The sequence below is a fragment of the Pseudomonas sp. KH_040 genome (assembly GCF_057839305.1).
The window spans coordinates 991,841-1,015,459 of record NZ_CM174487.1 but is presented as its reverse complement, the minus strand read 5'-3'; the positions used below and the strand labels follow the sequence as shown (position 1 = coordinate 1,015,459).

General features: G+C 59.2%; 23 protein-coding genes. 9 read left to right on the top strand and 14 right to left on the bottom strand.

The window, feature by feature from the left end; translation table 11 throughout:
• Positions 1–3: 3 nt before the first annotated feature.
• The 4 genes from AC3IUF_RS04355 to mreB all read right to left on the bottom strand — a co-directional run bounded on the left by AC3IUF_RS04355 (position 4) and on the right by mreB (position 3,450).
• A complete protein-coding gene (locus AC3IUF_RS04355; RefSeq protein WP_007915365.1) occupies positions 4–600 on the bottom strand; it encodes a Maf family protein in 597 nt (198 codons plus the stop codon).
• Between the two features lie 37 nt (positions 601–637).
• The gene (mreD, locus tag AC3IUF_RS04350; protein WP_077571118.1) at positions 638–1,129 is read right to left on the bottom strand and encodes a rod shape-determining protein MreD; all 492 of its coding nucleotides are present in this window, start codon (positions 1,127–1,129) and stop codon (positions 638–640) included.
• Complete coding sequence (mreC, locus tag AC3IUF_RS04345; protein ID WP_081498748.1) at positions 1,129–2,271, bottom strand: rod shape-determining protein MreC; 1,143 nt, start codon at positions 2,269–2,271, stop codon at positions 1,129–1,131. Before mreC ends, mreD begins: the two co-directional genes overlap by 1 nt.
• Before the next feature lie 141 nt (positions 2,272–2,412).
• Positions 2,413–3,450, bottom strand: a complete 1,038-nt coding sequence (mreB, locus tag AC3IUF_RS04340) for a rod shape-determining protein MreB (RefSeq protein WP_002555108.1) — start codon at positions 3,448–3,450, stop codon at positions 2,413–2,415.
• A 211-nt stretch (positions 3,451–3,661) separates the two neighbouring features.
• Here mreB and gatC point away from each other — a divergent pair, with 211 nt between their 5' ends.
• The 6 genes from gatC to AC3IUF_RS04310 all read left to right on the top strand — a co-directional run bounded on the left by gatC (position 3,662) and on the right by AC3IUF_RS04310 (position 8,875).
• Positions 3,662–3,949, top strand: a complete 288-nt coding sequence (gene gatC, locus AC3IUF_RS04335; protein ID WP_007915356.1) for an Asp-tRNA(Asn)/Glu-tRNA(Gln) amidotransferase subunit GatC — start codon at positions 3,662–3,664, stop codon at positions 3,947–3,949.
• 16 nt (positions 3,950–3,965) lie between these two features.
• Positions 3,966–5,417: an Asp-tRNA(Asn)/Glu-tRNA(Gln) amidotransferase subunit GatA gene (gatA, locus tag AC3IUF_RS04330; RefSeq protein WP_007915354.1), complete on the top strand. Its 1,452-nt coding sequence runs from the start codon at positions 3,966–3,968 to the stop codon at positions 5,415–5,417.
• Between the two features lie 10 nt (positions 5,418–5,427).
• Positions 5,428–6,873 (top strand): Asp-tRNA(Asn)/Glu-tRNA(Gln) amidotransferase subunit GatB, encoded by a 1,446-nt coding sequence (gatB, locus tag AC3IUF_RS04325; protein ID WP_007915352.1) that lies wholly within the window; start codon positions 5,428–5,430, stop codon positions 6,871–6,873.
• 145 nt (positions 6,874–7,018) lie between these two features.
• Entirely contained in the window at positions 7,019–7,393 is a 375-nt protein-coding gene (locus tag AC3IUF_RS04320) for a septal ring lytic transglycosylase RlpA family protein (protein ID WP_095112682.1), read from the top strand.
• A 46-nt stretch (positions 7,394–7,439) separates the two neighbouring features.
• A complete protein-coding gene (locus AC3IUF_RS04315; protein WP_095112683.1) occupies positions 7,440–8,501 on the top strand; it encodes a calcium/sodium antiporter in 1,062 nt (353 codons plus the stop codon).
• Positions 8,498–8,875 (top strand): carboxymuconolactone decarboxylase family protein, encoded by a 378-nt coding sequence (locus AC3IUF_RS04310; RefSeq protein ID WP_007915345.1) that lies wholly within the window; start codon positions 8,498–8,500, stop codon positions 8,873–8,875. Before AC3IUF_RS04315 ends, AC3IUF_RS04310 begins: the two co-directional genes overlap by 4 nt.
• Before the next feature lie 84 nt (positions 8,876–8,959).
• Here AC3IUF_RS04310 and AC3IUF_RS04305 read toward each other — a convergent pair whose 3' ends face one another.
• From AC3IUF_RS04305 to kdgD, 5 genes are all read right to left on the bottom strand, one after another.
• A complete protein-coding gene (locus tag AC3IUF_RS04305) occupies positions 8,960–9,901 on the bottom strand; it encodes an AEC family transporter (RefSeq protein WP_007915344.1) in 942 nt (313 codons plus the stop codon).
• A 1,037-nt stretch (positions 9,902–10,938) separates the two neighbouring features.
• Entirely contained in the window at positions 10,939–12,492 is a 1,554-nt protein-coding gene (gene garD, locus AC3IUF_RS04300; RefSeq protein ID WP_077571106.1) for a galactarate dehydratase, read from the bottom strand.
• A gap of 11 nt (positions 12,493–12,503) precedes the next feature.
• Positions 12,504–13,964 (bottom strand): MFS transporter, encoded by a 1,461-nt coding sequence (locus AC3IUF_RS04295; protein WP_489281604.1) that lies wholly within the window; start codon positions 13,962–13,964, stop codon positions 12,504–12,506.
• Between the two features lie 48 nt (positions 13,965–14,012).
• Positions 14,013–15,458, bottom strand: coding sequence for an aldehyde dehydrogenase family protein (locus AC3IUF_RS04290; protein ID WP_123375760.1), 1,446 nt, complete (start codon positions 15,456–15,458; stop codon positions 14,013–14,015).
• A gap of 75 nt (positions 15,459–15,533) precedes the next feature.
• Entirely contained in the window at positions 15,534–16,445 is a 912-nt protein-coding gene (kdgD, locus tag AC3IUF_RS04285; RefSeq protein WP_007915340.1) for a 5-dehydro-4-deoxyglucarate dehydratase, read from the bottom strand.
• A gap of 297 nt (positions 16,446–16,742) precedes the next feature.
• On the opposite strand from kdgD, the gene AC3IUF_RS04280 reads away from it, so the two are divergent.
• Together AC3IUF_RS04280 and AC3IUF_RS04275 are read left to right on the top strand one after the other, a co-directional pair.
• Positions 16,743–17,123 carry a hypothetical protein gene (locus AC3IUF_RS04280; protein WP_007915339.1) on the top strand — a complete coding sequence of 127 codons (381 nt, stop codon included), beginning with the start codon at positions 16,743–16,745 and terminating at the stop codon, positions 17,121–17,123.
• A 207-nt stretch (positions 17,124–17,330) separates the two neighbouring features.
• A complete protein-coding gene (locus tag AC3IUF_RS04275; protein WP_123375762.1) occupies positions 17,331–17,693 on the top strand; it encodes a hypothetical protein in 363 nt (120 codons plus the stop codon).
• 6 nt (positions 17,694–17,699) lie between these two features.
• On the opposite strand, the gene AC3IUF_RS04270 is transcribed toward AC3IUF_RS04275, so the two are convergent.
• The 4 genes from AC3IUF_RS04270 to AC3IUF_RS04255 form a co-directional block, all read right to left on the bottom strand.
• Positions 17,700–18,446, bottom strand: coding sequence for a FadR/GntR family transcriptional regulator (locus AC3IUF_RS04270; protein ID WP_176472316.1), 747 nt, complete (start codon positions 18,444–18,446; stop codon positions 17,700–17,702).
• Positions 18,447–18,637: 191 nt separating this feature from the next.
• Positions 18,638–20,365 (bottom strand): ABC transporter ATP-binding protein/permease, encoded by a 1,728-nt coding sequence (locus AC3IUF_RS04265; RefSeq protein ID WP_123375763.1) that lies wholly within the window; start codon positions 20,363–20,365, stop codon positions 18,638–18,640.
• 96 nt (positions 20,366–20,461) lie between these two features.
• Positions 20,462–21,022: a response regulator transcription factor gene (locus AC3IUF_RS04260; protein ID WP_003221630.1), complete on the bottom strand. Its 561-nt coding sequence runs from the start codon at positions 21,020–21,022 to the stop codon at positions 20,462–20,464.
• Positions 21,015–22,277 carry an ATP-binding protein gene (locus AC3IUF_RS04255; protein ID WP_038357512.1) on the bottom strand — a complete coding sequence of 421 codons (1,263 nt, stop codon included), beginning with the start codon at positions 22,275–22,277 and terminating at the stop codon, positions 21,015–21,017. Before AC3IUF_RS04255 ends, AC3IUF_RS04260 begins: the two co-directional genes overlap by 8 nt.
• Positions 22,278–22,594: 317 nt before the next feature.
• Between AC3IUF_RS04255 and AC3IUF_RS04250 the strand changes: the two genes are divergently transcribed.
• Complete coding sequence (locus AC3IUF_RS04250) at positions 22,595–23,311, top strand: SIMPL domain-containing protein (RefSeq protein ID WP_489280475.1); 717 nt, start codon at positions 22,595–22,597, stop codon at positions 23,309–23,311.
• A gap of 121 nt (positions 23,312–23,432) precedes the next feature.
• Here AC3IUF_RS04250 and AC3IUF_RS04245 read toward each other — a convergent pair whose 3' ends face one another.
• Positions 23,433–23,594 carry a hypothetical protein gene (locus tag AC3IUF_RS04245; RefSeq protein WP_414894725.1) on the bottom strand — a complete coding sequence of 54 codons (162 nt, stop codon included), beginning with the start codon at positions 23,592–23,594 and terminating at the stop codon, positions 23,433–23,435.
• Between the last annotated feature and the right edge of the window lie 25 nt (positions 23,595–23,619).

The window sequence follows — 23,619 nt, the reverse complement described above, 5'->3', positions numbered from 1 at the left end:
CGCTCATTGCGCGTTCAGGTTTTGCCAACAGGGTATGCCGAAATGGCCTAACAGTTCTGCGGTTTCGCAAACAGGCAACCCGACCACAGCCGAGTAACTGCCATTGAGGCCGGCGACAAACACCGCGCCGAGCCCCTGAATGCCATAACCGCCGGCCTTGTCCCGTGGCTCGCCACTGGCCCAATAGGCGGCGGCTTCTTCACTGCTGATCGGGCGAAACCGCACCAGACTGCGCACCACCCGCGACTCGCAGCGCTCGTCTTCCAGCACAGCGATGGCGGTCAGCACTTCATGCTCCTTGCCGGACAACATCATCAGCATGGCGCATGCGTCGGCTTCGTCCACCGGTTTGCCAAGAATTTTGCCGTTCAGCACCACGGCGGTGTCGGCACCCAGCACGCAGAATGGCTGAGCAGACACGACGCTACGGCGCCCGGCCTCGGCCTTGCCGCGCGCCAAGCGCTCGACATAGGCCGACGGCGATTCTTCGGGTAATGGGGTTTCGTCGATATCCGCACTGATGGCGGAAAACGGAACGCCGATCTGCGTGAGCAATTCACGGCGACGCGGCGATCCGGAGGCGAGGTAAAGCGGCTTCATCAAAACATCTCCCTGTTCAGTGCCCTACTTCACCGGCTCAATTGATTTTGTAGCGTCGGCGCAATCCGCGTAGGGCAAAGCTGACCCAAGGCCAGAGCAAGGCACTGACCAGCGCCGGAAGTACCAGCGCCAGGGTCGGCTGACGATTACCGGTCAACGCGCTGAGCCACAATTGCACCAGCTGCGCGAGGCCGAAAATCACCAGAATTACCAGGCATTGCTGCCACATCGGGAACATTCGCAGGCGTTGTTGCAATGAGAGCACGAGGAAGGTGATCAGTGTCAGGATCAATGCGTTCTGCCCAAGCAGCGTGCCGTAGAGCACATCTTCAGCCAGTCCGAGGCAAAACGCTGTGACCATGCCGACCGTTTGCGGCATGTACAGTGCCCAGAATGTCAGGAGCAGCGCCAGCCACAGCGGACGCAGAATTTCCATGAATTGCGGCAACGGCGAGACACTGAGCAACATGCCGATGAGAAACGTCAGCCAGACAATCCAGCCGTTTCGCGATGCGGTAGCCCCGACCATTATTCTTGTCTCCCGGTTGTCGCCGGTGCACTGACAGGCGGTTTGACCGCAGGTCGCGCAGCAGGCTGGGCAGCTGGAGGTTTGGTTGCCGCCGGCGTAGCTGCCGGTGGTTTAGCAGGCGCAGGCGGTTTACTGGCAGCGGGTTTGGCCGGTGTGGCGCTGGCTGCAGCGGTCGGTGCGGCAGGTGTTGCGGGCGTCGGAGCAGCCGCCGCAGGCACAGTCACGGACTTCGGCACAGTGGCCGGAATAATCGGACCACCGCCAAAGGCATCAAGATTTTCCTGCGCTTGCGCGGCATCGTTGGCGCGCTCTTCGGCGGTGCGGTTGTCACTGAATACCAACAACAGGTAACGGCTGCGGTTGAGTGCGGCAGTCGGCACGGCGCGGACAATCGCGAACGGCTGGCCGGAATCGTGGATCACTTCCTTCACCGTGGCGACCGGGTAACCGGCCGGGAAGCGCTGGCCAAGGCCGGAGCTGACCAGCAGATCGCCCTCTTTGATATCGGCCGTGTCAGCGACGTGACGCAACTCCAGACGCTCCGGGTTGCCGGTGCCACTGGCAATCGCCCGCAGACCGTTGCGGTTCACCTGCACAGGAATGCTGTGAGTGGTGTCGGTCAACAACAATACACGGGAGGTGTAAGGCATCAACTCGACCACTTGCCCCATCAGACCGCGTGCATCGAGCACCGGCTGCCCCAGCACCACGCCATCACGCTCACCTTTATTGATGATGATGCGATGAGTGAAAGGGTTGGGGTCCATGCCGATCAACTCGGCCACTTCGACCTTTTCATTGACCAGCGCAGAGGAATTGAGCAACTCGCGCAGCCGAACGTTCTGCTCGGTAAGGGCGGCAAGCTTCTGCATGCGACCCTGATACAGCAGGTTTTCGGTCTTGAGTTTTTCGTTTTCGGCGACCAGTTCGGTGCGACTGCCGAATTGACTGGCAATCCCTTCCCAGAGCCGTCCGGGCAGGTCGGTAATCCAGTAGGCGTCCATCAACACCAGCGACGCTTGTTTGCGCGCGGGCTTGAGCAAGTCGAAGCGGGCATCGACCACCATCAGCGCGACCGACAGCACGGCCAGCACCAACAGGCGCACACCCAACGAAGGGCCTTTGGCGAAAAGCGGTTTAATAAGCCGCTCCTCCCAGGCAAATGTTCTGTTTATTCATACGGCATCAAACCGGCCTGGATGAAGACTGACAGAAGATAAACGCCAACAGGCAGCACTGCAAAGTGCTGCCTGCGCGCTCACCCACGTATTGCACTCGGCGACTTATTCGCTCGAGAGCAGATCCATGGTGTGCTTATCCATCATTTCCAATGCACGGCCACCGCCGCGAGCAACACAGGTCAGCGGATCTTCGGCAACGATGACTGGCAGACCGGTTTCCTGGGCCAGCAACTTGTCGAGATCACGCAGCAGCGCGCCACCACCGGTCAGCACCAGGCCACGCTCGGCGATGTCGGAAGCCAGTTCCGGCGGCGATTGCTCCAGCGCGCTTTTCACGGCCTGAACGATGGTAGCCAGAGACTCTTGCAGAGCTTCCAGCACTTCGTTGGAGTTCAGGGTGAATGCGCGTGGAACGCCTTCGGCCAGGTTGCGACCGCGAACGTCGACTTCGCGAACTTCGCCGCCCGGGTAGGCCGTGCCGATTTCCTGCTTGATGCGCTCAGCGGTGGATTCACCGATCAGGCTGCCGTAGTTACGACGCACGTAGGTGATGATCGCTTCGTCGAAGCGGTCGCCGCCAACGCGCACGGATTCGGCATAGACCACACCGTTCAGGGAGATCAGCGCGATTTCAGTGGTACCACCACCGATATCCACGACCATCGAACCGCGTGCTTCTTCGACCGGCAGGCCGGCACCGATCGCAGCAGCCATCGGCTCTTCGATCAGGAACACTTCACGGGCACCGGCGCCAAGGGCCGATTCACGGATGGCACGACGCTCAACCTGAGTGGATTTGCATGGAACGCAGATCAGCACACGAGGGCTAGGCTGCAGAAAGCTGTTTTCGTGAACCTTGTTAATAAAGTATTGCAGCATCTTTTCGCAGACGCTGAAGTCGGCGATCACGCCGTCCTTCATCGGACGAATGGCAGCAATGTTGCCCGGCGTACGGCCGAGCATGCGCTTGGCTTCGGTGCCGACAGCAACGACACTTTTCTGGTTACCGTGTGTCCGAATGGCCACAACCGATGGCTCATTCAGGACGATACCGCGCTCGCGCACGTAAATAAGGGTGTTGGCAGTGCCCAGGTCAATGGAAAGATCGCTGGAAAACATGCCACGCAGTTTCTTGAACATGGGAAAGGGACCCTAGGCAACGCGTGGGTAAAAAAGTGCGGCAAACTCTAACAACGACAGGGATTTTGGGCAAGGCGCCAATATGTTAAATTGGCCGCTTTTCTGTGCACCAAGCCCCACAATCGCGGCCTTATGACCGTAGAAGTGCGGTAGTGTTCCGACAATCTAACACACGGACGCCGTCCGTTCTGTTTTCCACAGGAGAATCCCGATGGCGCTAGAACGCTCCGACGTGGAAAAAATCGCTCATCTGGCCTGCCTTGGCCTCAATGATGCCGATCTTCCACACATTACTTCCGCTCTCAACAGCATTCTCGGTCTGGTCGACGAAATGCAGGCTGTTAATACCGACGGAATCGAGCCTCTGGCCCACCCGCTGGAAGCCAGTCAGCGCCTGCGCGCCGACGTCGTGACCGAGAGCAATCACCGCGAGGCCTACCAGTCCATCGCACCAGCGGTCGAAAACGGCCTGTATCTGGTTCCGAAAGTCATCGACTAAAGGGAAAGAGCCTGCAATGCATCAAATGACTCTGGCCGAGATCGCCCGCGGTCTCGCCGATAAAAAGTTTTCCTCCGAAGAGCTGACCAAAGTCCTGCTGGCGCGCATTACCCAGCTTGATCCGCAGCTCAACAGTTTCATCAGCCTCACCGAAGAGCTGGCCATCGAGCAGGCGAAAGCCGCCGATGCCCGCCGCGCCAACGGTGAGAGCGGCGCCCTGCTCGGTGCGCCGATCGCTCACAAAGACTTGTTCTGCACCCAGGGCATTCGCACCAGCTGCGGCTCGAAGATGCTCGACAATTTCAAAGCCCCGTATGACGCCACTGTCGTCGCGAAGCTGGCCGCTGCCGGTGCCGTGACCCTAGGCAAGACCAACATGGACGAATTCGCCATGGGTTCGGCCAACGAGTCGAGCTGGTACGGCGCGGTGAAAAACCCGTGGAACCTGGAACACGTACCGGGCGGTTCGTCCGGCGGTTCGGCGGCGGCGGTTGCTGCTCGTCTGTTGCCAGCGGCGACGGCCACCGACACTGGCGGTTCGATTCGTCAGCCGGCGGCATTCACCAACCTCACCGGCCTGAAACCGACCTACGGTCGTGTTTCGCGCTGGGGCATGATCGCTTATGCATCCAGCCTCGATCAGGGTGGCCCGTTGGCGCGCACGGCCGAAGACTGCGCAATTTTGTTGCAAGGTATGGCTGGCTTCGATCAGAACGACTCCACCAGCATCGATGAGCCGGTGCCGGATTACTCCGCAAGCCTCAACGAATCGCTGCAAGGCCTGCGCATCGGCGTACCGAAGGAATACTTCAGCGCCGGTCTCGACCCGCGCATCGCCGAGCTAATTCAGAACAGCATCAAAGAGCTGCAGAAGCTCGGTGCGGTGATCAAGGAAATCAGCCTGCCGAACATGCAGCACGCGATTCCTGCCTACTACGTGATCGCGCCGGCAGAAGCCTCCTCGAACCTGTCGCGTTTTGACGGCGTGCGTTTCGGTCATCGCTGCGAGCACCCGAAGGACCTGATCGACCTGTACAAGCGCTCCCGTGGCGAAGGCTTCGGCGCGGAAGTCCAGCGCCGGATCATGGTCGGTGCCTACGCGCTGTCCGCCGGTTACTACGACGCCTACTACCTGAAAGCGCAGAAGATCCGTCGCCTGGTGAAGAACGATTTCATGGCTGCCTTTAATGAAGTCGACATCATCCTCGGCCCGACCACGCCGAACCCGGCCTGGAAGCTTGGCGCCAAGAACAGCGACCCGGTCGCTGCCTATCTGGAAGACGTCTACACCATCACCGCCAACCTCGCCGGCCTGCCGGGTCTGTCGATGCCGGCCGGTTTTGTCGACGGTCTGCCGGTTGGCGTGCAGCTGCTCGCGCCGTATTTCCAGGAAGGTCGCCTGTTGAACGTTGCCCACCAGTATCAGCTCAACACTGACTGGCACACCCGCACCCCAACCGGCTTCTGAGGAGACACACATGCAATGGGAAGTCGTGATCGGGCTGGAGATTCACACTCAGCTCACTACCCGGTCGAAAATCTTTTCCGGTAGTTCCACCACATTCGGTTCCGAGCCGAACACCCAGGCCAGCCTGATCGATCTGGGCATGCCTGGCGTGTTGCCGGTGCTGAACCAGGAAGCGGTGCGTATGGCGGTGATGTTCGGTCTGGCGATTGACGCCGAGATCGGCCAGCACAACGTGTTCGCGCGTAAAAACTATTTCTACCCGGATCTGCCGAAGGGCTACCAGATCAGTCAGATGGAATTGCCGATTGTCGGCAAGGGTCACCTGGACATCGCCCTCGAAGACGGCACGGTCAAACGTGTCGGCATCACCCGCGCGCATCTGGAAGAAGACGCCGGCAAGAGCCTGCACGAAGAGTTCAACGGTGCCACCGGCATCGACCTGAACCGTGCTGGCACGCCGCTGCTGGAAATCGTTTCCGAGCCGGACATGCGCAGCGCCAAGGAAGCCGTGGCTTACGTCAAGGCGATTCACGCGCTGGTACGTTATCTGGGTATTTGCGACGGCAACATGGCCGAAGGCTCGCTGCGTTGCGACTGCAACGTGTCGATCCGTCCGAAAGGCCAGGTTGAATTCGGCACGCGCTGCGAGATCAAGAACGTCAACTCGTTCCGCTTCATCGAGAAGGCGATCAACTCCGAGATCCAGCGTCAGATCGAGCTGATCGAAGACGGCGGCAAAGTGATCCAGCAGACCCGTCTGTACGATCCGAACAAGGACGAGACCCGTCCGATGCGTTCGAAAGAGGAAGCCAACGACTACCGTTACTTCCCCGATCCGGACCTGCTGCCGGTGGTCATCGAAGAGTCGTTCCTCGGCGAGGTGCGCGCCACCCTGCCGGAACTGCCTCCGCAGAAACGCGAGCGCTTCCAGAGCCAGTTCGGTCTGTCGGCGTACGACGCCAACGTGCTGGCCACCAGCCGTGAGCAAGCGGACTACTTCGAGAAAGTCGCAGCCATCGGCGGCGACGCCAAACTGGCGGCGAACTGGGTGATGGTCGAGTTGGGCAGCCTGCTCAACAAGCAAGGCCTGGACATCGACGAGTCGCCGGTTTCCGCTGAACTGTTGGGCGGCATGCTGCAACGCATCAAGGACAACACCATCTCCGGCAAGATTGCCAAAGTGGTGTTCGAAGCGATGGCCAACGGCGAAGGCAGCGCGGACGAGATCATCGAAAAACGCGGCCTGAAGCAAGTGACCGACAGCGGCGCGATCTCCGCGGTACTGGACGAAATGCTCGCGGCTAACGCCGAGCAGGTTGAACAGTATCGTGCGGCGGATGAAGCCAAACGCGGCAAGATGTTCGGCTTCTTCGTCGGCCAGGCGATGAAAGCGTCGAAAGGCAAAGCCAACCCGCAGCAGGTGAACGAACTGCTGAAAAGCAAGCTCGAAGGCTGATTCCGGCCCGGCGCTCGGGGATCGTTCCCACGCTCTGCGTGGGAATGCCGCCCCGGACGCTCCGCGTCCATTGCGGTGTGACGCAGAGCGTCACGGGATGCATTCCCACGCTGGAGCGTGGGAACGATCACTTTGGAGTATCTGAATGAAACGTCTGCTCGGCGCCTGCGCCCTGCTCTCCTTGCTGGCCGGTTGCGCCAGCACCGATATCATCGACCCGCACGGTTACGACCAGACCGGCGTCGCCTCCTATTACGGTGCCAAGCACCACGGTAAACGCACCGCCAGTGGCGAGCCGTTCAACCAGAATTCCCTGACCGCCGCCCATCGCCAGTTACCCTTCGGCACACGGGTGAAGGTCACCAACCTGAAAAACGATGAATCCGTCGTGGTCCGCATCAATGACCGTGGCCCGCATACCCGTGGACGCCTGATCGACGTGTCCCGCGAGGCTGCCGAACAACTCGGCATGCTGCGCAGCGGCACCGCACGGGTTCGCGTGCAGGCCCTCGACGACTGATGGAGCGCTGACCATTTTCGGATTAGCCGACTTACCCCTGATCAGCGTGATCGAACTGCTCGCCGGCCTGTGCCTGCTGATCTTCGGCGCAGAGCTGATGGTGCGTGCGGCGGTGCGTCTGGCGGCGCGTCTGCATGTGCGGCCGCTGATCATCGGTCTGACCATCGTCGCCCTCGGCAGCAGTGCGCCGCAAATGGCCGTCAGTCTTCAAGCGGCACTGGCGCATAACCCGGACATTGCCGTTGGCAGCGTAGTCGGCAGCAGCATCTTCAACATCCTTGTCACCCTCGGCCTTTCCGCGCTGATCATTCCTCTGCGCGTTTCGCGGCAATTGGTGCGCCTCGATATTCCGCTGATGATCGGTGCCAGTCTGCTGGTGTTCGTATTGGCCTGGAACGAAGAGATCGGTCGCTTCGACGGCATCCTGCTGTTGGCCGCATTGGCGCTGTATCTCGGCTTGCTGCTGCGCCAGTCACGACACTCGACGCGGCCGCACACGGAGCGCATTGAAACAAGCCAAGCGTCGTGGATCGGCAGTTCGCTGATGATCATCGTCGGTTTGGCGATGCTGGTATTTGCCGGGCACCTTTTGCTCGGAGCTGCCGTGGTGGTGGCAACTGATCTTGGATTTTCCGAGCGTGTCATTGGCCTGACCGTTGTCGCTGTCGGCACCTCGCTGCCGGAACTGGCGACCTCGCTGATCGCCGCACTGCGCGGGCAACGGGATATTGCCGTCGGCAACGTGATCGGTGCCAACCTGTTTAATCTGCTCGGGGTACTCGGCCTGACCGCATTGATCGCGCCGACGCCGCTGTCGGTGTCGCCGAACGCACTGGATTTCGATCTGCCGGTGATGCTCGGCGTCGCCGCGCTGTGCCTGCCGGTGTTTTATTCCGGTTACCGCGTGACGCGAGCCGAAGGTCTGCTGCTGCTCGGTTTGTATCTGGCGTACGGGCTGCACGTGGTGTCGTTCACCACCGGCATGCCCCTGGCCGGCAAGCTTGAGCGAATGATGTTGTTTTACGTCCTGCCAACGCTGCTGACGTTCTTGTTGTTCACGTCGATACGCGCCTGGCGCCGCCAGCACCACAAGAGGGATATGCCATGACCGAATCGAAGAAGTCCGGGGTTGAAGTCCGCCGTCAGGTAATGGGCGATGCGTTTGTTGATCGCGCCTTGGGCAACGCCACCGAGTTCACTCAACCGTTGCAGGATTTCGTCAATGAACACGCCTGGGGCGGTGTGTGGAATCGCGAAGGTCTGCCGCTGAAAACCCGCAGTCTGATCACCCTCGCCGCGCTGACCGCATTGAAGTGCCCGCAAGAACTGAAAGGCCATGTGCGCGGTGCGCTGAACAATGGCTGCACGGTGGACGAGATTCGTGAGGCGCTGCTGCATTGCGCGGTGTATGCCGGCGTGCCGGCGGCGATTGATGCGTTTCGCGCGGCGCAGGAAGTGATCGACAGTTACGAGAAAAGCTAAAAGATCGCAGCCTGCGGCAGCTCCTACATGGAAATGCGGTCTCCTGTAGGAGCTGCCGCAGGCTGCGATCTTTTGATCTTGCCTTTATATCCACCCACCCCACTGCAAAACAAAGATCCCGACATTGGTGGTGATCGCCGCCATCAACGTGGTCATCACGATAATCGCCGCCGCCAGTTCATGATTGCCCTGCGCCGCCCGGGCCATGACAAAACTTGCCGCCGCCGTCGGGCTGCCGAAGTACAAAAACAGAATCCCCAATTCCGCGCCGCGAAAACCCCACAACCACGCCCCTAACGTCGCCAGCACCGGCAACCCGATCATCTTCACCAGGCTGGAACTGAGCGCCATGCTGCCGCTCTTGCGCAACGCCGCCAGCGACAGCGTGCCGCCAATGCAGATCAACGCCAGCGGCAAGGTGGTCTGCGCCAGATACTGACCGGAGGTCTCCAGCCATCCCGGCAAACCGATCTTGAAATAGGCAAACGGCGCCGCCGCAATCACGCTGATGATCAGCGGATTGCTGAACACGCTTTTGCAGATGCTCCACGGATCGGACTTGATCACCGGGCTGTACACCGCCAGCACGATGGTCGACAGCGTGTTGTAAAACAGGATCACCAGCGCCGCGAGAATCGCCCCGAGGGAAATCCCGTAATCGCCGTACATACTCGCCGCCAGTGCCAGACCGATGACGCCGTTGTTGCCGCGAAACGCGCCTTGGGTATAGATGCCGCGATCTTCGCGCGGGCAACGGAAAATCGCCCAGCCCCAGGCCAGGGCAAAGCTCACCAGCGTGGCGAGGGAGAAGTAGATCAGCAAGGACGGTTGCAACGCGGCGTGCAGATCGGCATGCAGAATGCCGAGGAACAGCAGCGCCGGCATGGTGACGTTGAACACCAGCGACGAAGCGGTATGAATGAAGTTGTCGTTGATCCAGTCGATGCGCTTGAGCAGCACACCAAGAAACAGCATGGCAAACACCGGCGCGGTGATGTTCAGGGTTTCGAGGAAGATTGCCAGCATGCCGGGGAGCCTTGGGTGAGCGTCGTTAGGGGGCTAATGATAAGCCAAAAGCTTGAAAAGCCCCTCACCCTAACCCTCTCCCCGAGGGAGAGGGGACTGACCGAGGTGTTTTGCGGCATACATCGACCTGCAAGACCGAGTCGATTATGGATTCGGCAAAGCACTTTCAAGTCGATGTACTTCTAAATATCCCCGGATCGGCCCCCTCTCCCCGAGGGAGAGGGGACTGACCGAGGTGTCTTGTGTCATACATCGACCTGCAAGACCGAGTCGATTATGGATTCGGCAAAGCACTTTCAAGTCGATGTACTTCTAAAATATCTCCGGATCGGCTCCCTCTCCCCGAGGGAGAGGGGACTGACCGAGGTGTCTTGTGTCATACATCGACCTGCAAGACCGAGTCGATTATGGATTCGGCAAAGCACTTTCAAGTCGATGTACTTCTAAAATATCTCCGGATCGGCCCCCTCTCCCCGAGGGAGAGGGGACTGACCGAGGTGTTTTGCGGCATACATCGACCTGCAAGACCGAGTCGATTATGGATTCGGCAAAGCACTTTCAAGTCGATGTACTTCTAAAATATCTCCGGATCGGCTCCCTCTCCCCGAGGGAGAGGGGACTGACCGAGGTGTTTTGCGGCATACATCGACCTGCAAGACCGAGTCGATATGGATTCGGCAAAGCACTTTCAAGTCGATGTACTTCTAAAATATCTCCGGATCGGCCCCCTCTCCCCGAGGGAGAGGGGACTGACCGAGGTGTTTTGCGGCATACATCGACCTGCAAGACCGAGTCGATTATGGATTCGGCAAAGCACTTTCAAGTCGATGTACTTCTAAAATATCTCCGGATCGGCTCCCTCTCCCCGAGGGAGAGGGGACTGACCGAGGTGTCTTGTGTCATACATCGACCTGCAAGACCGAGTCGATTATGGATTCGGCAAAGCACTTTCAAGTCGATGTACTTCTAAAATATCCCCGGATCGGCCCCCTCTCCCCCCGGGAGAGGGCTGGGGTGAGGGCCGAGCCGGTCACGCATCAAGTAATCGGCGCCGGGTTGAACAACGTAATGTCGTTATGCAGCTTGTGCTTCTCCGCCCACGTCTGCTGTTTGCCGCTGGCAACATCCAGGTAGTAGTGGAACAACTCCCAACCCAGTTCCTCGATCGTCGCGCGCCCGGTCGCAATCCTTCCGGCGTCGATATCAATCAGATCAGGCCAGCGCTGCGCCAATTCCGTCCGCGTCGATACCTTCACCACCGGCGCCATCGCCAAACCATACGGCGTACCCCGCCCGGTGGTGAACACATGCAAGTTCATCCCCGCCGCCAACTGCAACGTCCCGCAAACAAAATCACTCGCCGGCGTTGCACAGAAAATCAAACCCTTCTGCTTGAACCGCTCGCCCGGGCCGAGCACGCCGTTGATTGCGCTGCTGCCGGATTTGACGATCGAACCCAGCGACTTCTCGACAATGTTCGACAGCCCGCCCTTCTTGTTGCCCGGCGTGGTGTTGGCGCTGCGATCCGCTTCACCCTTGGCCAGGTAACGGTCGTACCAGTCCATCTCGCGCACCAGTTCCTCGGCGACGGTTTTGCTTTCGGCGCGTGAAGTCAGCAGGTAAATCGCATCGCGCACTTCGGTGACTTCGGAAAACATCACCGTCGCCCCTGCACGCAACAACAAGTCCGAGGCATAACCCAGCGCCGGGTTGGCGGTGATCCCGGAGAACGCATCGCTGCCGCCACACTGCATGCCGAGGATCAACTCGGACGCCGGCACGGTTTCGCGGCGGCGCTGGTCGAGCTTCTTCAAACGGACCTCAGCCAATTCCATGATCTGCTCGATCATCTCGGTGAAGCCGTGACTGGAATCCTGCAAGCGATACAGCCACGGATCGCTGAGATCCACCGACGCATCGTCTTCGTGCATCACCTGCCCGGCCTGCAATTTCTCGCAACCGAGGCTGATCACCAACGCCTCGCCACCGAGGTTCGGATTACGCGCCAGATTGCGCACGGTGCGAATCGGGATGTAAGCGTCGGTGGCAGTAATCGCCACGCCGCAGCCATAACTGTGGGTCAGCGCCACGACGTCATCGACATGCGGGTACTTCGGCAGCAGCTCTTCCTTGATGCGTTTTACCGCGTGATCAAGCACGCCGGTGACGCACTGCACCGTGGTCGTGATCCCGAGAATATTGCGCGTGCCGACGGTGCCGTCAGCGTTGCGATAGCCCTCGAAGGTGAAGCCTTCCAGCGGTGCCTGCGCGTCCGGCACCTCGGTGGACAGCGGCAAGCTGTCCAGCGGCGGCGCGGTCGGCATGCGCAGTTGATCTTCCTTGACCCAACTGCCACGGCGAATCGGCTGCAATGCGTAGCCGATCACCTGACCGTAGCGAATCACCTGGCCGCCCTCGGGAATGTCTTCAAGGGTGACCTTGTGGCTCTGCGGCACAAATTCCAGCGTCACCAGGCCATCGGCAAACTCAGTGCCGGCCGGTGCGCCCTGGTCGTTGACCACGACCACCACATTGTCCCGCTCGTGCAGGCGGATGTGGCGCGGCGAGTCGGAATGTTCAATCAACTGCATGACGCCGCTCCTCAGGAATGCGCTTGGGACAATTTACCGCTGGCTTCAACACCGCCGTTGGTTGGCGGCTCTTTGAGTACCACACGTTTGATCGGGCCAACGATGACCAGATAGCTGAACACCGCGACCAGTGCGTTGGCACCGACGAACACCAGCGCCCATTTGAACGAACCGGTGGAGCTGATGATGTAGCCAATCACGATCGGCGTGGTGATCGAAGCAATGTTGCCGAAAGTGTTGAACAGGCCACCGCTCAGACCGGCGATCTGTTTTGGCGAAGTGTCGGAAACCACCGCCCAACCGAGTGCGCCAACGCCTTTGCCGAAGAAGGCCAGGGCCATGAAGCCAACGACCATCCATTCCACTTCAACATAGTTGCAGGCAACGATGCTGCTGGAAACCAGCAGGCCGGCAATGATCGGCGCTTTGCGCGCGAAGGTCAGCGAGTGGCCCTTGCGCAGCAGGTAATCGGAAATCACCCCGCCGAGCACCCCACCGATAAAGCCGCAGATTGCCGGCAACGAGGCGATGAAACCAGCCTTGAGAATGGTCATGCCACGCTCTTGCACCAGATACACCGGGAACCAGGTCAGGAAGAAATAGGTGATGCCGTTGATGCAGTACTGGCCCAGATACACGCCGAGCATCATGCGATTGGTCAGCAACTGACGGATGTAATCCCACTTCGGACCGTCGGACTTTTTGCCCTTTTGGTCCATATCGACCATGCCGCCGTTTTCAGCGATGTGTTTGAACTCGGCTTCGTTGATACGCGGGTGTTCACGCGGGCTGTAGATCACTTTCAGCCAGACCAGCGAGAAGATGATCCCGAGAATCCCCATAACGATAAACACGTGCTCCCAACCGAAGGAATACACGATCCAGCCCATCAGCGGTGCGAACAACACGGTGGCAAAGTATTGCGCCGAGTTGAAGATCGCCGAAGCAGTGCCGCGCTCAGCGGTCGGGAACCATGCGGCGACGATACGCGCATTGCCGGGGAACGAAGGCGCTTCAGCCAGACCGACGAGGAAGCGCAGCATGAACAGCGCAACGATGGCGGTGGACATGCCGAACTCACCGACAAAGCCTTGCAGCACGGTGAACAGCGACCAGGTGAAAATGCTCAGGGCATAGACTTTTTTCGAGCCGAAGCGATCGAGCAACCAGCCACCGGGGATTTGCCCGGCCACATAGGCCCAACCGAATGCGGAGAAGATGTAGCCGAGGGTGACTGCGTCAATGCCCAGATCTTTTTGCAGGCTGGAGCCGGCAATGGCGATCGTGGCACGGTCGGCGTAGTTGATCGTGGTCACCAGAAACAGCATGAGCAGGATCAAATAGCGGACGTGAGTCGGCTTGGACGATTGCATGTAGAGGTACTCCCACTGATTATTTTTATGCGCGGGTGAATCTTCTTTGGTCTTGCATCTATTCCCTGTAGGAGCTGCCGAAGGCTGCGATCTTTTGATCTTAAAAGATCGCAGCCTTCGGCAGCTCCTACAGGGTTATTGCGTTTATCAGGAACCGATGTAACTGGTCTTCACGACCGTGTAGAACTCTTGCGCATAACGGCCTTGCTCACGTGATCCATAGGATGAACCTTTACGGCCACCGAACGGAACGTGGTAATCGACGCCAGCGGTCGGCAGGTTGACCATCACCATCCCGGCTTGCGAATGACGTTTGAAGTGGTTGGCGTACTTCAGCGAGGTGGTCGCAATACCCGCCGACAAACCGAATTCGGTGTCGTTGGCCATCGCCAGCGCCGCGTCGTAATCGGCCACGCGAACAATGTTGGCCACCGGGCCAAAGATCTCTTCGCGGCTGATGCGCATCGACGCTTCACTGTCGGCAAACAGCGTTGGTGCGAGGAAGTAGCCTTCGGTATCGCACGTCACCAGACCACCACCGCTGACCAGACGCGCACCTTCGGACTGGCCGATGTCGATGTACTTCATGTCCTGTTCAAGCTGTGCCTGGGAAACCACTGGACCGATGTCGGTGCCGGATTTCAGTGCGTGGCCGACCTTGATCGACTTCATGCGCTCGGCCATGGCTTCAACGAACTTGTCGTGAATCCCGGCGGTGACGATCAAGCGGCTCGACGCTGTGCAACGCTGGCCGGTGGAGTAGAACGCGCTCTGCACCGACAGCTCGACCGCTTGCTTGAGGTCGGCGTCATCGAGAATGATCTGCGGGTTCTTGCCGCCCATTTCCAGCTGAACCTTGGCCTGGCGCGAGACGCAGTTGACCGCGATCTGACGACCCACGCCCACCGAACCGGTGAAGCTGATGCCGTCGACTTTCGGGCTCTGCACCAAGGCATCACCGACCACACGGCCGCTGCCCATCACCAGATTGAACACGCCGGCCGGGAAGCCTGCGCGGGAGATGATTTCCGCCAGTGCCCAGGCGCAACCCGGCACCAGATCGGCGGGCTTCAACACCACGCAGTTGCCGTAGGCCAACGCCGGAGCAATCTTCCACGCCGGAATCGCAATCGGGAAATTCCACGGGGTGATCAGACCGACCACGCCCAGTGCTTCGCGGGTCACTTCGACGTTGACGCCCGGACGCACCGACGGCACGTAGTCGCCGGACAGACGCAGGCATTCACCAGCGAAGAACTTAAAGATGTTACCGGCGCGGGTCACTTCGCCGATGGCTTCGGGCAGAGTCTTGCCCTCTTCGCGGGCCAGCAAGGTGCCGAGTTCTTCGCGACGGGCGAGAATTTCCGTGCCGACTTTATCCAGCGAATCGTGACGGGCTTGAATGCCCGAAGTCGAGTACGCCGGGAATGCCGCGCGAGCAGCGTCGATGGCGGCGTGAACCTGAGTCAGGTCAGCCTTGGCATAGTCGCCGATGGTGTCGCTCAGTTCCGATGGGTTGATGTTGGCCGAGTAGTCGGCACCGGCAACCCATTCGCCGTTGATGTAGTTGTCGTAGCGTTTTGCAGTTGTCACAGGGGCAGCCCTCAAATCTCAAAGCCTTCACGCAAAAAGCCGCTGATTGCTCAGCGGCCTCGCTTTTATCGGGTGTTACTGCGCACCTTGCTTGTCGATCAGCGCGGCGAGCATTTCGTACTCTTCGCCAGTCAGGTCGGTCAGCGGTGCCCGCACCGGGCCTGCGTCATAGCCAGCGATTTTCGCGCCTGCCTTAACGATGCTCACGGCATAACCGGCCTTGCGGTTGCGGATGTCGAGGTACGGCAGGAAGAAGTCGTCGATGATCTTGCCGACGGTGGCGTGATCTTCACGAGCGATCGCGTGGTAGAAGTCCATCGCGGTTTTCGGGATGAAGTTGAACACCGCCGAGGAGTAAACCGGTACGCCCAGCGCCTTGTAGGCTGCGGCGTAGACTTCGGCGGTCGGCAGACCACCCAGGTAGCTGAAGCGATCACCGAGGCGGCGACGGATCGACACCATCAACTCGATATCGCCCAGACCATCCTTGTAGCCGATCAGGTTCGGGCAGCGCTCGGCCAGACGTTCCAGCAGCGGTGCGTTGAGGCGGCAAACGTTGCGGTTGTAGACGACCACGCCGATGTTGACCGATTTACACACGGCTTCAACGTGAGCGGCAACACCATCCTGGCTCGCTTCGGTCAGGTAGTGCGGCAGCAGCAACAGACCTTTGGCGCCCAGACGCTCGGCTTCTTGAGCGTATTCGATGGCCTGACGAGTCGAACCACCGACACCGGCTAGGATCGGCACACTCGTTGCGCAAGTGTCGACGGCAGTCTTGATGATTTCCGAGTATTCGCTGGCGGCGAGGGAGAAGAACTCACCAGTGCCACCGGCGGCGAACAAGGCTGAAGCGCCATACGGAGCCAGCCATTCCAGGCGTTTGATATAGCCCGCGCGGTTGAAATCGCCCTGCGCGTTGAAATCGGTCACCGGGAAAGACAGCAGGCCGGCAGAGAGGATGGACTTCAGTTCTTGTGGATTCATTATTCGAACACCCTGGTAGCAACGTTTTTTGTGAGTTGATCGTTCAGCCTTCGCTGAAGTTGTAGGTCATCGTACAACTTAAAAGATAACCGTCAACTGCATTTCATCGTTGTGGGTGGTTTTTTGTCGGACAAAAGTGTTTAAGCCCTAGCGCGAATTCTCGCAAAGGCCCGTGATTACTGGGTTCGATTGCAGAAACGTCTGGTCAAGATTCGTTTACTGAGCGCCGTTGCTACGCCGCGTAATGTGTGACGACCGCCACGAAGGATCGTGGCGGATCACTCGAAGGAACCCGAAATGTCCACGAATTACGCTGCTCCGACTCTCTCGAAAATGGCTGCTCAGTCCTCCTGCACCCTCACGCTTCAGCTATCGACGCTGCCTGATGTCTTGATCGTACAAGTCCCGGATTCCAGCGATTTTCCGGCGAACTGGAGCGTCTACCCGATTCTCGGCGACGACCCTGAGGAACCGGAATGGGCAGGTGAGGAAGTGAACACTGGCACTTGGGACGATGCCGAGGACGAGATGGAAAAGCTCACAGGGATCGAGTTGCAGATACCTAAAGAGGCGCTGCGGCCGTACCTGAACAGGGTGGTTGAACTGCGCTACAAGTTTTGCGACGAGTCGAGCATGGAGCCGTTTTCGGAAGTGTTGAGGTTGCGGATCGAAACTTGATCATGATTTTCGATTGACTAGCTCACAACGCTTTGGCACAGGCGCTTCGCGTGATAACCGTTCGTCGAGACTGGTATTTCTTACAGGTGCGTAAGAATGGGTATTCCTGAGCTAATGACGTCAGGAGATAACAAACCGACTCCGATCGTAGTGTGTCATCACTACGCGATTGCAAAGGTTTGATTGGTTATAAAAGGAATTTCGATCATGAATGTTCAAGTAAAAGCACTCGCTCCCCCCCGCCTCCGCGAAGCCATCGAGCACAATGGAGAGTTCACACTCTACGTTCACAACCTGGTTGATCCTGCCCACGGCGAAGTCCAGTCATATCCAAATGTTAGCAAGGGAGACAAGATCACATTCAAGGTCAGCACTTCCACAGGGAATGAATACAACTGGGAACTTGCCGTAGGGTCACCCGCCGATGCTCCATTTGTATTCGAGATCCCGAAAAAGATATTTGCAGAAAAGCTCGTACCAGGTGCCACCGCTAAATTGAGTTATAGCGTGCAGACCTCGTCAGGTAATACGGCTGAGTCTCCGGATCTGCGGGTTTACCTCAAACACTAATAAATACTAACCCTGCGCCTGCGCCTCTTCATGGGCCTGGCGCAGTCTTTCACGGCTGTTGGTCAGGTGCAGACGCATCGCCGCACGCGCTGCATCGGAATCCTGACGGGCAATCGCGTCGTAGATTTCTTCGTGCTCACGGCTCAGGCGACTCATGTAGTGCTGTTGATCATCATGGGCCAATCGCGCCGAATTCAGCCGCGTACGCGGAATGATGCTGGTGCCCAGGTGGGTCATGATGTCGGTGAAGTAGCGGTTGCCGGTGGACAGGGCGATTTCCAGGTGGAAAGCAAAGTCCGACGCCACAGCATCACTGGCATGGGCAGCGCTTTCATTAAGCGCATCGAGCGCGGCGCGCATGGTCGCCAGTTGCTCGGCGCTGCGACGTTGCGCGGCAAGGCCGGCAGATTCGACTTCGAGGCTGATGCGCAATTCGAGGATGGCCAGCACATCACGCAGGGTGACGACGGTGGCCGGATCGATACGGAAACCGCTCGGACTTGGCGTGTCGAGTACGAAGGTGCCGATGCCGTGGCGAGTTTCCACTTGGCCGGCTGCCTGCAAACGGGAAATCGCCTCGCGCACCACGGTGCGGCTGACGCCATGGGCTTCCATGATCGCCGACTCGGTAGGCAATTTGTCACCGCGTTTAAGCAGGCCATCGCGGATCTGCTCGCTCAGCACCGTCACCAGTTCCTGGGCCAGGCTGCGGCGCTTGCGCGGGAGACGCGGGGTGTCGATCAGGTTTTCCATGGTGTGCATCTAGTCTCGAAAATTCGGCTTGTGGGCATGATAGCTCAAGCGGGTTGTACGATCACTTTCCATTTCCATACAAAACCTGTGGGAGCTGGCTTGCCAGCGATGAGGCCATACCTGTCAATGAAGATGTCGACTAAACCGACGCCATCGCTGGCAAGCCAGCTCCCACATGGGATGTGTGTTGATTAGGCAGTCACGGTCTGTTCAACCAAATGCCCGCTGTCGATCCGCACATGCCGTGGGTGGAAGCGTTTCAAACTGCTGCGATGGCCGACGCTGACAATGCTCAGCCCCGGTATCTGATCAATCAACGCCTGATACAGCGTCGCTTCATCTTCCTCGTCCATCGCCGAAGTCGCCTCGTCCATGTACAACCACTGCGGTGCGTAAAGCAGCGCACGGGCGAAGGCCAAGCGTTGCTGTTCACCCGGCGAGAGCATGCGTTGCCAGTGATTGGCCTCGTCCAGCCGCGCGACCAGATGCGGCAAACGGCAGGTTTCCAGCACTTGTGCATAACGTTCAGACGCGTAGGTGTCACCCGGTTGTGGATAACTCAGTGCCTCGCGCAGGGTGCCGATCGGCAGATACGGCTTTTGCGGCAGGAACAGATACCGCGCCGCCGGCAAGCGGATGTTGCCGTGCCCCGCCGGCCACAAATGCCCCATCGCCCGCAACAGCGTCGACTTGCCGCTGCCGGAACGGCCGCTGAGCATGACCCGATCACCCGGCTCCACGGTCATGTCGGCATTGGTCAACAGATGACGACCATCGGCCAGGTCCAGACCAAGGTTATGCACCTGCAGTTCGCTGCCCTGATTCTGCACGTCGATCGCCGGGATGCGCTCTTCGTTGTCGGTCATGGCCTGGCGGAAACTCAGCAAACGATCACAGGTTGCGCGCCACGCGGCCAGATCCGAATACGCACTGATGAACCAGCTGAAATTCTCCTGCACGTTGCCGAATGCCGAGTTGATTTGCATCAGCTCACCCAGTTCGATCTTGCCCGCCAGATAACGTGGGGCCGCGACGATGAACGGGAAGATGATTGCGATCTGGCCGTAGCCGGAAGTGAAGAACGTCAGGCGCTTGGATACGCGCATGATGTCCCAGAAGTTGTGCCAGACCAGCCCGAAACGGCTGCTCAAACGACGATTTTCGTTCGGTTCACCGTTATACAAGGCGATGCTTTCAGCGTTCTCGCGCACGCGCACCATGGAGAAACGCAGGTCTGCTTCGAAACGTTGTTGTTGGTTGTTCAGGCCGATCAAGCGTCGACCGATCAGGTGCGTCAGCCAACTGCCGACGGCGGCATAAATCAGCGCACACCAGAACATGTAGCCGGGAATCTCGATGCCGAACACTTCGATGCTGCCGGAAACACCCCACAAAATGATCGAGAACGACACCAGACTGACCACCGTGCGAATCAGCCCGAGGCCAAGGCTCAGGGTGTTGGCGGTAAAGGTGTTGAGGTCTTCGGAAATCCGCTGGTCGGGGTTATCGGTGTAACCGCCCTGCTCCAGCTGATAGTAGTTCTTGTGGCCGAGCCAGCGCTTGAAGTGGTTCTCGGTCAGCCACGCCCGCCAGCGAATCGTCAGCATCTGCGTCAGGTACAGGCGATACACCGCGCCGAGAATCGCCACCGTGGCGATGCCGCAGAAATACAGGATCAACTGCCAGAACGCCGCTTCGTCCTTCTTTTGCAGAGCGTTGTAAAAATCCTTGTACCAACTGTTGATCCACACCGAGATCGCCACGCTGAACAGCGACAACGCGATCACGGCAATCAGCAATGTCCAGGCCTTGCCCTTCTCTTCGCTGCGCCAGTAAGGCGTGGTCATCGCCCACACTTTACGAAAAAACTGCCCGCGCACAGCATCGTTGACCGCGGAATATTCAGCGTTCTGATTCATGGATAAGGCTCGATATAGAAAAGAACAGACACGCACCGATCATAGATGATCGGTGCGTTTTATCGCGAGGGCTGGCGATAGTCGTTCAGCGCAGGTTCAGCGACGAACCGGGCGCTTCTGCAGTTTGCGCTGCAGGGTGCGGCGGTGCATGCCCAGGGCACGGGCAGTGGCGGAGATGTTGCCTTCGTGTTCGGTGAGCACACGCTGGATGTGTTCCCATTGCAGGCGGTCAACCGACATCGGGTTTTCCGGCACCAGACTGTCGAGATCAGCATGCTCGGAGAGCAACGCGGCCAGCACGTCGTCGGCGTCGGCCGGTTTGCACAGGTAGTTGCAGGCGCCGCGCTTGATCGCTTCGACTGCGGTGGCAATGCTCGAATATCCGGTGAGAATCACCACGCGCATTTCCGGGTCCAGCTCCAGCAACTTGGGCAGCAGTACCAGACCGGAATCGCCGTCCATTTTCAGATCGAGCGCAGCGTAATCAGGCAGATCGGCCTGGGCGATGGTCAGGCCTTCTTCGGCGGAACCGGCGGTGCTGACGCGAAAGCCACGGCGAGCCATGGCACGGGCCATGACGCGGGTGAAGGTTGCGTCGTCGTCGACCAGCAGCAAATGCGGCAGTTCTTCGCCTTCGACTTGGATTTCGTCACTCATGTTGGTCTCCTCGGGCGCCGTGGGGCAGGCGCAGCTCGGTGAGCGTGCCGCCTTCCTCATGACTATAGAGTTTCACTGAGCCGCCGGCGCGTGTCACGCTGGCCTTGCTCAAAAACAGGCCCAGGCCGAAACCTTTGCCCTTGGTGGTAAAAAACGGTTTGCCGATCTGCTCGGCGATGGCCAGCGGCACACCGGCGCCGTGGTCACGAATGCTGATGGTCACCGTTTCCGCGTCCCAGTCCAGGGTCACCTTGAGGTTTTCCGGGCAGGCGTCGGCGGCGTTGTTGAGCAGATTCAACAGCGCCTGAGTCAGATCCGGCGGCGGCGCCATGCGCGGCACGGTGCCTTGGCCGAGCCGGTGGAAGCGGTAACTGGCTTCCGGACGCATCAGGTGCCAGCGGTTCAGCGCTTCGTCGAGCCAGTCGGTGACGTCCTGCATCTCGACGGCCAGACGCCGGTTGGCCTCGGCGGCCCGCACCAATTGCTGCAAGGTCTCCTTGCAGAGTTTGACCTGATCCTGCAGCACTTTCAGATCGTCCTGCAGCATTGGGTCGGGGTGATCCTGCTGCATTTCCTTGAGCAATACGCTCATGGTCGCCAGCGGTGTACCGAGCTCATGGGCGGCGCCGGCGGCCTGGGTGGCGACAGCGAGCAACTGCTGATCGCGCAGGCCTTCTTCACGGCGGATCGCACGCAATTCTTCCTGACGGCGCAACTCTTCAGCCATTCGTGCCGCGAAGAAGGTGATCACCGCCGCCGCGAGCGCGAAGCTCAGCCACATACCGTAGATCTGCAGGTTCTCGCGGGCCACCGGCAGGGTTTCCAGCGGATAGAACCGCGTCAGCATCACCGTGTACAGCGCCAGCGCGATGCCGGAGAGGATCACCGAATAGCGCCACGGCAGTGTCACCGCGGCGATGGTCAGCGGTACCAGATAATAGGAAACAAACGGGTTGGTCGAACCGCCGGAGAAGTACAGCAGCGCACTGTGGATCACCAGATCGCAGGCCAGTTGCAGCGCATATTCGAGTTCGGTCACTGGCCACGAGGTACGCAAACGCACCGCGGTAAACACGCAGAGCAGCGTCGAGCAGCCAAGGGTCATTGCCAGTTGCACCCACGGCAACGGCAGCAGTTGCAGCCAGTAGGCCAGGCCTACGGAACCGGCCTGCGCGGCGAGCACCAGAGTGCGAATAAAAGTCAGCCGCCAGAGGTTCTGGCGAGTGGCGGAAGTCAATTGTACGGGGGCGAGCATGAGCTCTCCTGATGAGCGCTCCAGGCGGATCGCACGGAGTATAACCAAGCCACGGCCTTGAGAGGCGAAAGTGCGGCAAACGACCACATGGCGAAGACATCTTCGGCGGCTATAAGGGCCTCTTCGCGAGCAAGCTCGCTCCCACAGGGGGGAATGCATTTCAAAGGTGGCAGCGAGCCTGCTCGCGAAGGGCTGCACAGCTGACCCGCCGATGTGTATAGAAGTTGTAACTGGGCGAACCGGATCATAAAAGCTAGAGTCTGATGGTTTCACGCAGGCCCCCGAACCATCACCTGCGCCCTCATCAAGGAGCTTTCATGCACACATTCCGCCGCAGCGCCGCCCTTCTCGCCCTGACCGTCGGCAGCGTCGCCAGCCTTCCGGCCCTGGCCGCCGATGAGCTGCACTACAACCAGATTTCCCTGCGCGCCGAAGTCAGCACGGAAGTGGCCCGCGACCTGATGATTGTCACCCTCTACACCGAAGAGCAAAACACCGACCCGGCGAAACTCGCCGCCGACGTCAGCACCACCATGAACAAGGCATTGGCCCAGGCCAAGCAAGTCAAAGACATCACCTTGCGCCAAGGCAGCCGCAACAGTTACCCGATCTACGACACCAAAGGCCAGAAGATCACCGGCTGGCGTGAACGCGCCGAACTGCGCCTGGAAAGCGCCGACTTCGCCGCCCTGTCCAAACTCACCGGCGAACTGCTGGGCGACCTGAAAATGGGCGGCATGGACTTCGCCATCGCCGACCCGACCCGCAAGGCCAGCGAAGACCAGTTGCTCAAAGAAGCCGTGACCGCCTTCAAAAACCGCGCGCAACTGGCCACCGATGCACTGGGCGGCAAGGGTTACAAAATCGTCAACCTGAACCTCAACAGCAACGGTTATCCACAAACGTACCTGCGCGCACCGATGATGATGAAAGCGGCGGCGATGGACTCGGCGCCAGTGACGCCAGAAGTTGAAGCGGGTACCAGCCAGGTCAGCATGACCGCCGATGGCTCGATTGAAGTGTTGATGCAGTGATTTGATCTGGGCTGAATGAAAAACCGGCGATCAGAGCATGGTCGCCGGTTCCACCCTACAACCCCCGCAAAGCAGGCGACAACGTTGATAGGTCAGACAAGACTTCTACTGTTCTAGAGGTTTAAGTCCCAATCTCATCGACGATGCGCTGTGCATCTTCCCTCGTAGCGCATAACTGTGAATAAGGGGTTCCGTCCTTATAACAAACTTGAAAGCGGGAGAAGCCCCATTCATATTCGTAAATCCTGAAGGCTTTGTAGTCAGTAATAATCGGATAACTCATGGTCAAGTCCTTATGTGTTTTCGTT

Excerpts from the sequence above, each read along its gene's own strand:
- AC3IUF_RS04250 (WP_489280475.1), top strand. The coding sequence starts at position 22,595 with ATGCACACATTCCGCCGCAGCGCCGCCCTTCTCGCCCTGACCGTCGGC.
- AC3IUF_RS04310 (WP_007915345.1), top strand. The coding sequence starts at position 8,498 with ATGACCGAATCGAAGAAGTCCGGGGTTGAAGTCCGCCGTCAGGTAATG.
- mreB (WP_002555108.1), bottom strand. The coding sequence starts at position 3,450 with ATGTTCAAGAAACTGCGTGGCATGTTTTCCAGCGATCTTTCCATTGAC.
- AC3IUF_RS04280 (WP_007915339.1), top strand. The coding sequence starts at position 16,743 with ATGTCCACGAATTACGCTGCTCCGACTCTCTCGAAAATGGCTGCTCAG.
- AC3IUF_RS04270 (WP_176472316.1), bottom strand. The coding sequence starts at position 18,446 with ATGGAAAACCTGATCGACACCCCGCGTCTCCCGCGCAAGCGCCGCAGC.
- AC3IUF_RS04260 (WP_003221630.1), bottom strand. The coding sequence starts at position 21,022 with ATGAGTGACGAAATCCAAGTCGAAGGCGAAGAACTGCCGCATTTGCTG.
- AC3IUF_RS04305 (WP_007915344.1), bottom strand. The coding sequence starts at position 9,901 with ATGCTGGCAATCTTCCTCGAAACCCTGAACATCACCGCGCCGGTGTTT.
- gatA (WP_007915354.1), top strand. The coding sequence starts at position 3,966 with ATGCATCAAATGACTCTGGCCGAGATCGCCCGCGGTCTCGCCGATAAA.
- kdgD (WP_007915340.1), bottom strand. The coding sequence starts at position 16,445 with ATGAATCCACAAGAACTGAAGTCCATCCTCTCTGCCGGCCTGCTGTCT.
- AC3IUF_RS04255 (WP_038357512.1), bottom strand. The coding sequence starts at position 22,277 with ATGCTCGCCCCCGTACAATTGACTTCCGCCACTCGCCAGAACCTCTGG.
- AC3IUF_RS04320 (WP_095112682.1), top strand. The coding sequence starts at position 7,019 with ATGAAACGTCTGCTCGGCGCCTGCGCCCTGCTCTCCTTGCTGGCCGGT.
- mreD (WP_077571118.1), bottom strand. The coding sequence starts at position 1,129 with ATGGTCGGGGCTACCGCATCGCGAAACGGCTGGATTGTCTGGCTGACG.
- garD (WP_077571106.1), bottom strand. The coding sequence starts at position 12,492 with ATGCAGTTGATTGAACATTCCGACTCGCCGCGCCACATCCGCCTGCAC.
- gatC (WP_007915356.1), top strand. The coding sequence starts at position 3,662 with ATGGCGCTAGAACGCTCCGACGTGGAAAAAATCGCTCATCTGGCCTGC.
- AC3IUF_RS04355 (WP_007915365.1), bottom strand. The coding sequence starts at position 600 with ATGAAGCCGCTTTACCTCGCCTCCGGATCGCCGCGTCGCCGTGAATTG.
- AC3IUF_RS04245 (WP_414894725.1), bottom strand. The coding sequence starts at position 23,594 with ATGAGTTATCCGATTATTACTGACTACAAAGCCTTCAGGATTTACGAA.
- AC3IUF_RS04275 (WP_123375762.1), top strand. The coding sequence starts at position 17,331 with ATGAATGTTCAAGTAAAAGCACTCGCTCCCCCCCGCCTCCGCGAAGCC.
- gatB (WP_007915352.1), top strand. The coding sequence starts at position 5,428 with ATGCAATGGGAAGTCGTGATCGGGCTGGAGATTCACACTCAGCTCACT.
- AC3IUF_RS04265 (WP_123375763.1), bottom strand. The coding sequence starts at position 20,365 with ATGAATCAGAACGCTGAATATTCCGCGGTCAACGATGCTGTGCGCGGG.